Source organism: Flavobacterium davisii (assembly GCF_019565505.1).
Lineage (GTDB): Bacteria > Bacteroidota > Bacteroidia > Flavobacteriales > Flavobacteriaceae > Flavobacterium > Flavobacterium davisii.
Map to the genome: position 1 here is coordinate 114,915 of NZ_CP067378.1, position 12,151 is coordinate 127,065.

The window sequence follows — 12,151 nt, forward strand, 5'->3', positions numbered from 1 at the left end:
ATAGGTCGATTTATAACAATTAGACTTATACTATTTTAGGCAAATAGATAAAACTTCCTATAACAAAGGCGGTCATAGCTGCAAAAAAAACAGCACCAGCAGCAATATCTTTTATGAATCCAATTTTTTCATGAAAATCGGGATGTACAAAATCAGCTAATTTTTCAACCGCTGTATTCAAGCCTTCAACACTTAAAACTAATCCAAAAGCAAATATTTGAAACATCCACTCTTCTCGAGTAATTTCAAAATAATATCCTGCTAATGACATTAATACGGCTAATGAAGATTGTACCATTACGCTATGCTCTGTCGTAATTAATTTAAATGCTCCTTTAGCAGCAAATCGTATACTTTTTAATCGACCTGTAAATAACGTTTCGTCTTTTTCAAATTTCATTATAAAGAAGCTAAAGCAGATTCATAATTAGGTTCTTGGGCAATTTCCGCAACTTGCTCTGTATATTTTATAATTCCGTTTTCATCTAATACAATTACACAACGAGAATGTAAACCTGCTAACGGTCCTTCTACTATAGTCAATCCATAATCAGCACCAAAACTACCTGTTTTAAAATCCGATAAATTAATAACATTTTCCAATCCTTCTGCTCCACAAAAACGAGTTTGTGCAAATGGTAAATCTCTAGAAATACACAACACTTTTGTGTTTTCTAATTTTGATGCCGTTTCATTAAATTTTCGAACAGAAGCAGCACAAATTCCTGTATCTATACTAGGAAAAATATTTAATACTATTTTTTGTCCTTTAAAATCCTCTAATTTTTTAATAGATAAATCAGTTGCTACTAATTCAAAAGAATTAGCCTTTGATCCTACTACAGGCAATTCTCCAACTGTATTTATTGTATTTCCTTTAAATGTTATTTGTGCCATAATTTCATTTTTTAAAGCTCCAAAAATAAGGATATTTTTCAAATATTTTTTCTTAATAAAAACGTAAATATTGAGAATTAATATATAAATCTTATTTTGTATAGAAAACAAAAATATGGAAGCCTCAAAATCAGCCTCTTCAATTATTTATATAATGAATTAAATAGTACTTCCTGCTCTAAAAATATTCTATTTGATCTATTACCAAAATGTTTCATAAAGCCCATTAATTATGTAAACATGAATTAAACTCAAATTCCCTTATACTTCATGTTGAAGATAGAAAGGCAAAAAAAATACATGAAAATTTTTCTTGCGAATTTGGTAGTCAAAAACTATAACTTAACACGTAATTTACCACTTCGACTAAAGTATGAGAAGTCAAATTATCAATATTATGTAATTTCTCTTGTTGTACAAATAGCAAGATTACGAACTTTTAAGAAAACCTAATTGAAAGAGAAAAAGAGTATTTTTTTTTAGATTCAAAATCTTTTTATTTGTGATAAATCGCTAACGTATAATCAGCGTTTCAGTAAGTATTCCTTATTAATCATCAAAATAGTTTTCTATTTTTCTTCTAAAATTCCGGTAAGCATTTGAATTTATTCATTTTTTACAATAAAAACTAATTCGGAATTTTGGTTAAACCCAGATTACACATTAGACCCGAGCGTAGCGAATAGACGAAGTAAATCTATTCCACTTTATTTTTCTTCAAATTCAAGCACGTACTCAAATTTTAATCATCAAAATAGTTCACTATTTCTTCTTCTAAAATTTTCCGTGAGCACTTGAATTTATTGAAAAATTTTGTTTCACAACGAAGTCTAATGCGGAATCTGGATTAAAACAGCACTTATTTTAATTATTTTTTGTTAAAATTTATCTTATTAGAAATCTTTTAAATAAAAGTTATTATTTTTATTTTTCCTTATTATTAGGTTATTATTAAAATTATGGATAAGAAAGCACATTGGGAGCATGTTTTTTCAACAAAAAAAGAAGATGAAGTTAGTTGGTATCAAAAAAATCCAGAATCCTCTATATATTTTATTGAAAAACTGAACTTACCTAAAGATGCTAAAATAATAGATGTAGGCGGGGGAGATAGTTATTTAATAGACCATCTTTTAAATTTAGGTTATATCCATTTATATTTACTCGATATTTCAAAAAATGCTATTGAACGGATACAAAAAAGACTAGGAAAAGATTCTCGAAAGGTTAATTTCATAACCCATGATGTCATAGATTTTGTTTCAGAAGAAAAGTTTGATGTATGGCATGATAGAGCTTCTTTTCATTTTTTTACAAATCCAGTGGATATAGATCTTTATAAAAAAATAGCGGCTGGAAGTATTAAAGAAAACGGAAATCTTATTATAGGGACATTTTCAAAAAAAGGCCCTATAAAATGCAGTGGACTCCCCGTAAATCAATACTCTAGCACTACATTAAAGGCGGTTTTTTATCCTGATTTCGAAATGATTGAAGATCAAGAAATAGAACACAAAACGCCATTCAACACAATTCAAAATTTTATATTTTGTTCTTTTAAAAGAAATTCTGACACTAATAAATCTATTGAAAAATCTTGAAAAAAGAAGAATATCTCTTTCTTTTTCTAGTTGTTGAAAATTAAATAAAAAGGTTTTATTAATTTTCTATTCATTTATAAAAAAATTGTCTTTTTCTCTTCATTAAAAAAGAGGAAGATTCAAATCAGATCTGGGAGAAAAAATTTCTTTCCCTTTTTCTCTGCATAGCTCTTTTATTTTATCACAAGAGTCTATTGCGTAAATTTTTATGAGTTTAAAATATCTTTAAATAAAATAAATTAAGATAAGAGGGTGTTCTAAAAGTAAAATATTAAACCCAAATTTCGCATTTTCTCTAACTTTAAATATTTTTTTACTTTTAGAATACCTCTTATTATTTATTTATCAATAGATCCTAGCACGCGTTTCATAAATTCATTTAATGCTACTTTCTTTTCTTTTCCTTCTTTAATTAGCTTTTGAACTTCTAAAGCACCATAAAGATTAGAAATTAGTTCTCCAATAACATCTATCTCCTCATCTTTTAGAGATTCTAATTCTGTAAGATTTTCTAATACAGCAATTGTTTCTACTAAATAATCGCTATCATTTTCTTCTATAAATTGAGTTAGGTGCTTTATAACAGGTAATTTCATAATCTATAATTTAATTAAAGTATTTCACTAACTAAGTCACTTAATACCTCTGCTTTATTGGTTTGTGTCTCTTTAACTAATTTCCCATTAACAAAAGTTGCAAATGTAGGTAAATTAGAAACGTTAGCTAATTTTCTAGACTCAGGTGAATTTTCAGCATCTATTATTACAAAAGTAAGACTTTCATTTTCTGTAGATAACTTTTTAAATTTTGGTTTCATGATTCTACAATTACCACACCATGAGGCAGAAAATTGTACTACTACTTTGTCATTTTCATTAATTACATTTTGTAATGTATCTTCGTTTAATTCTATTAACATATTTATATAAATTGGAACAGTAATGCCAATACTTTTTAATAAGATATTGTCATTAATTTTTGTTTCGTGGTTATTATTTTAGATAAGGAAATTTACTTAATAATATCAATATATCATTAAGATTTATCAAGATTTTTAAAAAAGTTGCAATAACAATAGCAATATCTAATTATTTTATAAGACATTGCCATTGATTATTGCATTATTGGGAGAATTACTGATTAGTTTTGACTTAAGTAAGCTGCTGTACTTAATCTATCTGCGTTCATTGCTTCTTTACCTTCTTCCCAGTTTGCAGGACAAACCTCTCCTTTTGTTTGAACGTGTGTATAAGCATCTACTAAACGTAAATATTCTGTTACATTTCTTCCTAATGGCATATCATTTACACTCTCATGAAAAATTTTACCCGTTTCATCAATCAAATAAGTAGCACGGAAAGTTACATTCGAACCATCTAATAAAATATCATCAGATTCTTCATCGTATACTTCTTCTGCATCTAAAATACCTAATGCTTTTGATAAATTACGAGTAGTATCAGCTAATAGTGGATACGTAACACCTTCAATACCACCATTATTTTTAGGTGTATTTAACCACGCAAAATGAACTTCATTTGTATCGCAAGAAGCGCCTATTACAACTGTATTTCTTTTCTCAAATTCTGGCAAAGCAGCCTGAAAAGCATGTAATTCCGTTGGGCAAACAAATGTAAAATCTTTTGGATACCAAAATAATAATACCTTTTTGTTATTTTTTGTAGCTTCTTCAAGAATATTAATTCTCAAATTATCTCCCATTTCTGAAATTGCATCTACTGTAATATTTGGAAATTTTTTTCCTACTAAAGCCATAATATATAAGTGTTAAATTTATTGTTTCTGGTTGCAAATTTAGAAATACAATCTTTCCTTCTTACGCTCCTATACTATTAATTTTCTATTCAAATATAAATATTCTTTATAGCATAAAAAGATATTTACAATCTTTAAAATGAAGCAATAGTATTATAGATATTATTTATTAAACAAATAAAATTAATAAACAAAACCACTTTAGATTTGCCAGTGAAATAAGATTAAAAAACACACAAAAAACTATTATAAACACTATATATAGTATTAAAAATAAATAATATAAAATGTTTTATATAAAGTTATAGTACAAATAGTATTTCTAAAATATTTAAAAAAAACACTAAAGTTTAATAAATAAAAAACAATTAAAATGAGTCATAATCAACAAAACAAAATGACATCAGTATCAGGAAGACCTATAGCTGATAATCAGAACTCTTTAACTGCTGGCAAAAGAGGGCCAATGCTTTTACAAGATATTTGGTTTTTAGAAAAGTTAGCGCACTTTGATAGAGAAGTAATCCCTGAGAGACGTATGCACGCAAAAGGTTCTGCTGCTTTTGGAACTTTTACCGTTACCCATGATATCACGAAATACACAAAAGCTAAAATATTTTCTGAAATTGGTAAAAAAACGGATTTATTCCTAAGATTTTCAACAGTAGCTGGAGAACGAGGTGCAGCTGATGCAGAAAGAGACATTCGCGGTTTTGCTGTAAAATTTTATACAGAAGAAGGAAACTGGGATTTAGTTGGAAATAATACCCCTGTATTTTTTATTCGCGATCCTTATAAATTCCCTGACTTAAACAAAGCAGTGAAAAGAGATCCCGGAACTAACTTGAGAAGTGCTAATAACAACTGGGATTACTGGACTTTATTACCTGAATCTTTACATCAAATTACCATGACAATGAGCGAACGTGGTATTCCAAAAAGTTACCGTCACATGAATGGTTATGGTAGTCATACTTTTAGCTTTATAAATGCTAATAACGAACGTTTTTGGGTAAAATTTCATTTTAAAACAGCTCAGGGAATTGAATGTTTAACTGATCAAGAATCCGAAGTAATAATCGGTAAGGATAGAGAAAGTCATCAAAGAGATTTATACAATAATATAAAAGAAGGGAATTTCCCTAAATGGCATCTAAAAGTACAAATAATGCCTGAAGAAGATGCTAAAAATTATCCTTTTAATCCTTTTGATTTAACAAAAGTTTGGCCTCATAATGACTATCCTCTGATAGACGTTGGAGTATTAGAATTAAACAAAAATCCTGAAAATTATTTTGCAGACGTAGAACAGTCAGCTTTTAATCCAGCAAATATTGTACCGGGTATCGGTTTTTCTCCTGATAGAATGCTACAAGGCAGATTATTTTCTTACGGTGATACACAACGTTATAGATTGGGGGTCAATCATTATCAAATCCCTGTAAATGCTCCTAGATGTCCATTTCATAATCATCACAAAGATGGTGCTATGCGTATTGACGGTAACGGGGGAAACTCCGTACACTATGAACCTAATAGTTATGGAAAATGGCAAGAACAAAAAGAATATAGAGAACCTGCTTTAGCACTAGAAGGAGCTGTTGATCATTGGGACTTTAGAGAGGATGACAATGATTATTACACACAACCGGAGTAATCTGTTTCGAATCATGACTCCTGAACAACAACAAGTATTATTTGAAAATACAGCACGTTCTGTAGGCGGAGCAGAAAAATTTATACAAGAGCGTCATATTATTAATTGTTACAAAGCAGACCCTAATTATGGTAAAGGAGTTGCAGCGGCTTTAGGTATTAGCTTAACCGATTTAGATTTAATATAAATATTTAAATAGTAATGAGAAAATCATTTTTAACCTGTGCATCACTTATAATCTCTATAAGTGCATTTGCCCAAACTCCACTTACAACCAGTGCTGGAGCTCCTGTAAATGGAGATTTACAGTCCCTAACTTTAGGTCCAAATGGCCCTGTTTTATTAGAAGATGTTCATTTAATTGAAAAACTACAACATTTTAGCAGAGAAAGAATCCCAGAACGTGTTATGCACCCAAGAGGTACTGGTGCTCAAGGTTATTTTATTTTAACCAAAAACATAAGTGATCTTACAAAAGCTAAAATTTTTACTGAAGTAGATAAAAAAACACCTGTTCTAGTCCGTTTTTCAAGTGTTATCCACTCTAAAGGATCTCCAGAAACAGCAAGAGATCCAAGAGGGTTTGCTGTAAAATTTTATACCGAAGAAGGTAACTGGGATTTGGTTGGAAATCATATACCTACATTCTTTATAAGAGATGCTATTAAATTTCCTGATTTTACACATGCTAATAAACCATCTCCAATTACTGATCTTCAGGATGAAAACAGAATTTTTGATTACTTTTCAAAAACACCTGAAGCTACTCAAACATTAACTTGGTTAATGTCTGATAATGGGACTCCTAAATCGTATAGAGAAATGGATGGTTTTGGAGTAAATACTTTCAAATTTATCAATGATAAAGGAGATATTTCTTGGGTTAAATTTCATTTCAAATCATTACAAGGAATCAAAAATTTAACAGCAGAAGAAGTCGTTCAGGTACAAGGTAAAGATTTTAGTCACATGACTAGAGATTTGTATGATAATATTGCTGCTGGCAATTATCCTAAATGGGATTTGTATGTACAAATAATTCCTAACAAAGACATTAATAAATATGACTTTAATATTTTTGATGATACTAAACAATGGTTTAATGTAGAAGAAACAAAAGTAGGTACTCTTGTTCTAGATCGTATACCAGCTAACTTCTTCCAATACACTGAAAGCGCAGCCTTTGCTCCTTCTAGAGTCGTACACGGAATTGGTTTTTCTCCTGATAAAATGCTTCAGGGTCGAAATTTTTCTTATGCTGATGCGCAAATGTATAGATTGGGCAAAAACCACCAATTATTACCTGCTAACAGACCTTTGGTAAAAGTAAATAATTACCATATAGATGGGGCTATGAATTTTGAAGAAAGAACAGGAGATACAAACTACTTCCCTAGTCATAATAATCCTACTTATACAGAATTCAAAGCAGATGATAAAAGACTATTGGATGGTTACATGGTACGCGAAGAAATAAAAGATTCTAAAGACTTTTATCAAGCAGGTATCTTATACCGTGGTTATTCTAAACAAGAAAAAGATAACTTAATCAAAAACTGGACTAACAATTTAAGTAAAGTTAAAGATAAAAAGATTCAGGCTACTATTGTTAGCTTTTTATATAAAGCTGATCAAGAATACGGAACAAGAGTTGGTAATGCTCTAGGTTTATCTAAAGATAGTTATAATAAATAAATTCTATTAACACGTTAGAATGCTATAATATTAGTTTTAATCATCTGGTATCTATAGCATTCTTTCTTAAAATTAAAATTATGTACACAAAAAGATTTTATATATTTATTTTAGTATTAAACGTTTTTTTTGTTTCCTACGCGCAAAACCCTAACGCACAACAAGAACTTGAAAAATCATTTTTTTATGGAGCTAGAACCTCTAACATAGAAATATTGAATGAATTTATTAAAACAGGTATAAATGTAAACTATCAGGGAGAAAATGGTTATACCGCAATTATGATTGCAGCATATAATGGGCAAAAAAAAGCCGTTGAATTTTTACATTCTAAAGGAGCTGATTTATGTATAAAAGATAAAAGAAACAATACTGCTTTAATGGGAGCTATTGTAGCTGGTGAAGATGATATTGCTAAATTTATAATAAGCAACGAAAAATGTGATGAAGAAACAAATAAAAGAACCCTTGAATATGCACAACGTTTTGGAAGAACTGAAATAATTAAATTTTTATCTACAAAAATATAAAATAAGTACATTTCCTTTTATTATAATGTATTTAAATTACTGTTAAATAGATATTCCCCCTTTTTAATTCAACAACAACTCTTTTTCATTAATTTAATCTTCTCACAACACCATTAGTCATCAATGCAATTAATTCTAAAAGTTGATAATATACAAGATCAGCCATAAACAATCTTGAGATATTGATTAAATAATAAATCTTAAAACACGTTTTTATTTACAATTTCATTATTATATCGAATTTAATCTAAAAATATCTCAAAAACGTTAAAAATGTAAGTTATCTTTGTTTATAATTTTTAACACAAAGAATCATATTTTAAAAAATGAAAAGAAAAATTTTTTTATCCGTTTTCAGCTCTTTATTTTCACTTTTTTCATTAGCTCAAGAAACGGTTTCAGAACGTTATACAGCACACAATAAAGGAAAATTTTATATTTATTGGGGTGGAAATCGTGAAACTTTTAGTAATTCTGATATTACTTTTAAAGGAAATGATTATAACTTCACTGTTTATGATGTACCCGCTCATGACAAACCTAAAGGATGGCATATAGATTATATAAATCCTCTTAGAATGACCATCCCACAAACAAACTTCCGATTAGGATATTTTATCAACGATCATTATAATATTTCCTTGGGATTAGATCACATGAAATATGTCATGTATCAAGATAAGGTCGTAAACTATAGTGGTAATTACCCAAACAGAGGCTTATATGGTGAAAATAGAAATGAATTAGGTCAACCAATTAATTCAAATCAAATAAATTTAACTGAAGATTTTTTAACCTTTGAGCATACTGATGGGCTTAATTACATTAATGCTGAAATCAGCCGAGTAGATGATTTAACTAAATACATCATGCCAACTCTAAACACAGATAAAGTACAATTAAACTTAACGGAAGGAATTGGAGGCGGTGTGCTGTTACCTAAAACAAATACTAAGCTTTTTCATAAGGAACGTTATGACGAATTTCATTTAGCAGGTTATGGATTAGCAGCTAAAGCTGGTTTAAATTTAACTTTCTTAAAACATTTTTTTGTTCAAGGAGAGCTTAAAGGAGGCTATATCAATATGCCTGATATTCGCACCTCTTATGATTCGGCTGATAGAGCAAGTCAACATTTTTGGTTTTTACAACGTATTATTGCTTTTGGTGTTACTTATAAATTATAATTATTATATTTTTTACTAAAACTGCTCAAAATACACTGCCCCCAAAAAGTTAGATACTATTTGGGGGCAGTGTAAAAAAGGGCAGTTTTTTAATTCTTAAAGTATAGTTTTTTAATTCTAGATTACACGGTAGACTTTCTTAGGTTACATTTTAAAAGCTATGTCTTACTCATTTTATGTGATCCCTCCTAGCGTCGGGATGAAAATTTAGCTTTTATCTTTCTCTTTCTTCTGTTGAAATAAATTTATAAATATTCAAAGAACTTACCTAGACAAACATAGTATGACAAGAATCCGAATCATTTTTTAGAATAAATGAATCAGCGTTCTGTATGTCACTTCTACTAAAGAAGGAGTCGCATAATCTAGGTTAAACCCTAATTACGCATTAGAAAAAACAAATCTCATAACTTACTGACTTAAAAGAAATTACATTTTTAGTGATTCTGTTTTTTAATTTTGTTAAGTACTGATAATCACTAAAATGTTTTTTTAAAATATCTAACGTTTAATCAGGGATTATGCTTTTGCCTCCTTATTTCCTTTTAAAATTTTCTATAAATAGATAGTTTAAATCATTAAGTTATAAGCTTTGCAATGAAAATATAAAGAACAAAAAGACAGACTCCTTTTTTACAGCATTGAAGTAACAAAATAAATACTGCGTCATTCTATCTTTCAGACATTCACATTGCATACACAGCTACCTATCCATAAGTGAATTATAAAATAAAAGCAATGAGAAAGTGTCCTAAAAGGTCACAATCTTGTCATTTCGACCATAAGGAGATCCGAGAGCTTTACTCGAATAGACGAAGCAAATCACAATATACTGATAATGCGACTTCTCCTTTTATCGAAGTGATAGATTACGTTGAATTTTGACTTTTCAGACACCCTCCATTGCTTTTAGGGTTATCGTATAAATTTTTAATCTCTACTAGAGATTTTTTTATCACAATACCAATCAAACGAATAACCATTATGATGGTAAAATGTGATTAAAGATTATAATTATTCTTATTTTAATGATATCTCTACCTGAATATTACCTCTAGTTGCATTAGAATAAGGGCAAATTTGATGTGTTTTAGCTAATAAATCCTCAGCAACTTCTCTCTCTACCCCATCTATTTGAGCTACTAAACTTACAGATAAATCAAACCCACCATTTCCATTAGGTCCAATCCCTACTTCTGCTGTTATACTAGATCCTTCTAATTTTATTTTTAAATTGCGAGCAACTAAATTTAGCGCACTATCAAAACAAGCTGCATAACCTGCGGCAAATAATTGTTCTGGATTAGTAAAAGCACCTCCTTTACCTCCTAATTCTTTTGGCATTTCTATTTTAAAATCCAAAACACCATCTTCAGATTTTATACTACCTTCTCTACCTCCTGTTGCGGTTACCTTTGTAGAATACAATGTTTTCATTTTTATTTAATCTATTAATGTTACTAATTCACTCATAGGTTTACGTACTTTTTTAAGATTTACCAACCAGTCATTAGGAGCATTTTTATATCCCAAAGGAAGGATTAATGTACTTCTTAAATTCTTTTCTCTTAAATTAAGAATTTTATCTAGTTCATCACGATCAAAACCTTCCATTGGCGTACTATCAATTCCCTCATACTCCGCTTGAGTCATGGCAGACATAAGTGCTATATAAGTTTGTTTGGCAGCATGATTGTGGTTTTCTTCTGAATTTTGTTCAGGGTAAAAGGATAAAAGTTTTTGACGATATGCTTCCCAACCTTCATTTTTAATACCTCTAATTTCATTCGTTAAATCAAACATGTGATTTATCCTTTCTGCCGTATAAGTATCCCAAGCTGCAAAAACCAGCAAATGAGAACAATCTGTAACTTGTGATTGATTCCATGCTATTTTTCTAATTTCAGCCTTGATAGCTGGATTGGTAATTACAAATACTTCAAAAGGCTGTAATCCACTAGAAGTTGGAGTCAATCGAATAGCCTCTAAAATATTTTCTATTTTTTCATCTGGAATCGTTTCTCCTGTCATTGCTTTACAAGCATAACGATTATTCAATAATTCTAAAAAATCCATATTCTCTTCGTGTTATATAATTTATTATTTTAAAGATTTAATTTTATTACTTTTTTATACTATACCATGCCAATTTATATGCGTTTTCTAATACATTTTCATCAAAAAAGAGTTCTCCTGTTTGATGTTTAGCTACTAAAAACGACAACGGATTTACTGCAAATCCATAAATCAAATAAAGCGAACAATCTTTTACAATTCCTTCCTCTTGTCCTCTTTTACATAAATCCATAAACTTTTTTAAATACGAAATTCCTTTACTACGAGTTTCCTCATTAATCATAGGTGTTATATCGCATAAAGATTGAAAAAGAGCTTCTTTAATATGATTTCGCTTATAATTTGCTATAGCATACCAAATTACTTTAAAGCCTTCTTCTACTGACATTCCTTCATGATAATCTTTAAAAATACAATCACTAATTTCTTCCTTTAAATGAAGATAAAGTTTATCTATAAGATCTTGCTTATTTTCAAAATAAATATAAATAGTAGCAGGTGCCACATTTGCTTTTTGTGCTATTTTAGACATTGAAGAAGCATGAAACCCATTATTATTCACTAATTCTAAAGTTGCCTCTAATATTGCTTTTTCTTTATCTTTTAATTGAGGTCTCATCTCTATTCTTTTTTATGATTACAAATATACAAAAAAGAACGAACGTTCATTCTTTAGTTTTTAAAAAAATTATAAAAACAATTTCTTCAATAAAATCTAAAAAAGAAAGATAA

Annotated in this window: 12 protein-coding genes and 1 pseudogene; 5 read left to right on the forward strand and 8 right to left on the reverse strand. The window is 29.2% G+C overall.

Features of this window, described 5'->3' with window-relative positions:
- Window positions 1–25 precede the first annotated feature (25 nt).
- A complete protein-coding gene (locus JJC05_RS00575; protein ID WP_088391007.1) occupies window positions 26–400 on the reverse strand; it encodes a diacylglycerol kinase family protein in 375 nt (124 codons plus the stop codon).
- Entirely contained in the window at window positions 400–897 is a 498-nt protein-coding gene (tpx, locus tag JJC05_RS00580; RefSeq protein WP_088391025.1) for a thiol peroxidase, read from the reverse strand. Before tpx ends, JJC05_RS00575 begins: the two co-directional genes overlap by 1 nt.
- A 959-nt stretch (window positions 898–1,856) precedes the next feature.
- On the opposite strand from tpx, the gene JJC05_RS00585 reads away from it, so the two are divergent.
- Window positions 1,857–2,498: a class I SAM-dependent methyltransferase gene (locus JJC05_RS00585; protein WP_127823087.1), complete on the forward strand. Its 642-nt coding sequence runs from the start codon at window positions 1,857–1,859 to the stop codon at window positions 2,496–2,498.
- A gap of 338 nt (window positions 2,499–2,836) precedes the next feature.
- On the opposite strand, the gene JJC05_RS00590 is transcribed toward JJC05_RS00585, so the two are convergent.
- The 3 genes from JJC05_RS00590 to JJC05_RS00600 form a co-directional block, all read right to left on the reverse strand.
- Window positions 2,837–3,094, reverse strand: coding sequence for a DUF6952 family protein (locus JJC05_RS00590; protein ID WP_105196931.1), 258 nt, complete (start codon window positions 3,092–3,094; stop codon window positions 2,837–2,839).
- Between the two features lie 14 nt (window positions 3,095–3,108).
- Window positions 3,109–3,417 carry a thioredoxin family protein gene (locus tag JJC05_RS00595; protein ID WP_088391013.1) on the reverse strand — a complete coding sequence of 103 codons (309 nt, stop codon included), beginning with the start codon at window positions 3,415–3,417 and terminating at the stop codon, window positions 3,109–3,111.
- A gap of 221 nt (window positions 3,418–3,638) precedes the next feature.
- Window positions 3,639–4,274, reverse strand: coding sequence for a peroxiredoxin (locus JJC05_RS00600; protein ID WP_088391015.1), 636 nt, complete (start codon window positions 4,272–4,274; stop codon window positions 3,639–3,641).
- A gap of 373 nt (window positions 4,275–4,647) precedes the next feature.
- Between JJC05_RS00600 and JJC05_RS00605 the strand changes: the two are divergent.
- The 4 genes and pseudogenes from JJC05_RS00605 to JJC05_RS00620 all read left to right on the forward strand — a co-directional run bounded on the left by JJC05_RS00605 (window position 4,648) and on the right by JJC05_RS00620 (window position 9,343).
- Window positions 4,648–6,118: pseudogene (locus tag JJC05_RS00605) on the forward strand (catalase).
- A 14-nt stretch (window positions 6,119–6,132) separates the two neighbouring features.
- The gene (locus tag JJC05_RS00610; RefSeq protein ID WP_258929349.1) at window positions 6,133–7,626 is read left to right on the forward strand and encodes a catalase; all 1,494 of its coding nucleotides are present in this window, start codon (window positions 6,133–6,135) and stop codon (window positions 7,624–7,626) included.
- A gap of 80 nt (window positions 7,627–7,706) precedes the next feature.
- Window positions 7,707–8,156 (forward strand): ankyrin repeat domain-containing protein, encoded by a 450-nt coding sequence (locus tag JJC05_RS00615; protein ID WP_235877928.1) that lies wholly within the window; start codon window positions 7,707–7,709, stop codon window positions 8,154–8,156.
- A gap of 326 nt (window positions 8,157–8,482) precedes the next feature.
- On the forward strand, window positions 8,483–9,343 hold the full coding sequence (locus tag JJC05_RS00620) for a hypothetical protein (RefSeq protein ID WP_088391023.1): 861 nt from the start codon (window positions 8,483–8,485) through the stop codon (window positions 9,341–9,343).
- A gap of 1,020 nt (window positions 9,344–10,363) precedes the next feature.
- On the opposite strand, the gene JJC05_RS00625 is transcribed toward JJC05_RS00620, so the two are convergent.
- From JJC05_RS00625 to JJC05_RS00635, 3 genes are read right to left on the reverse strand one after another with little or no spacing between them, the layout of a single operon-like run.
- The gene (locus tag JJC05_RS00625; RefSeq protein ID WP_088394890.1) at window positions 10,364–10,780 is read right to left on the reverse strand and encodes an organic hydroperoxide resistance protein; all 417 of its coding nucleotides are present in this window, start codon (window positions 10,778–10,780) and stop codon (window positions 10,364–10,366) included.
- Window positions 10,781–10,786: 6 nt separating this feature from the next.
- On the reverse strand, window positions 10,787–11,419 hold the full coding sequence (locus tag JJC05_RS00630) for an NAD(P)H-dependent oxidoreductase (RefSeq protein WP_105196928.1): 633 nt from the start codon (window positions 11,417–11,419) through the stop codon (window positions 10,787–10,789).
- 46 nt (window positions 11,420–11,465) lie between these two features.
- Entirely contained in the window at window positions 11,466–12,038 is a 573-nt protein-coding gene (locus tag JJC05_RS00635; protein WP_105196927.1) for a TetR/AcrR family transcriptional regulator, read from the reverse strand.
- Window positions 12,039–12,151: the final 113 nt, after the last annotated feature.

Bases quoted from the DNA above. Each gene is read 5' to 3' on its own strand.
- JJC05_RS00635 (WP_105196927.1), bottom strand. From the start codon at position 12,038: ATGAGACCTCAATTAAAAGATAAAGAAAAAGCAATATTAGAGGCAACT.
- JJC05_RS00620 (WP_088391023.1), top strand. From the start codon at position 8,483: ATGAAAAGAAAAATTTTTTTATCCGTTTTCAGCTCTTTATTTTCACTT.
- JJC05_RS00615 (WP_235877928.1), top strand. From the start codon at position 7,707: ATGTACACAAAAAGATTTTATATATTTATTTTAGTATTAAACGTTTTT.
- JJC05_RS00600 (WP_088391015.1), bottom strand. From the start codon at position 4,274: ATGGCTTTAGTAGGAAAAAAATTTCCAAATATTACAGTAGATGCAATT.
- JJC05_RS00585 (WP_127823087.1), top strand. From the start codon at position 1,857: ATGGATAAGAAAGCACATTGGGAGCATGTTTTTTCAACAAAAAAAGAA.
- tpx (WP_088391025.1), bottom strand. From the start codon at position 897: ATGGCACAAATAACATTTAAAGGAAATACAATAAATACAGTTGGAGAA.
- JJC05_RS00590 (WP_105196931.1), bottom strand. From the start codon at position 3,094: ATGAAATTACCTGTTATAAAGCACCTAACTCAATTTATAGAAGAAAAT.
- JJC05_RS00575 (WP_088391007.1), bottom strand. From the start codon at position 400: ATGAAATTTGAAAAAGACGAAACGTTATTTACAGGTCGATTAAAAAGT.
- JJC05_RS00610 (WP_258929349.1), top strand. From the start codon at position 6,133: ATGAGAAAATCATTTTTAACCTGTGCATCACTTATAATCTCTATAAGT.
- JJC05_RS00630 (WP_105196928.1), bottom strand. From the start codon at position 11,419: ATGGATTTTTTAGAATTATTGAATAATCGTTATGCTTGTAAAGCAATG.
- JJC05_RS00595 (WP_088391013.1), bottom strand. From the start codon at position 3,417: ATGTTAATAGAATTAAACGAAGATACATTACAAAATGTAATTAATGAA.
- JJC05_RS00625 (WP_088394890.1), bottom strand. From the start codon at position 10,780: ATGAAAACATTGTATTCTACAAAGGTAACCGCAACAGGAGGTAGAGAA.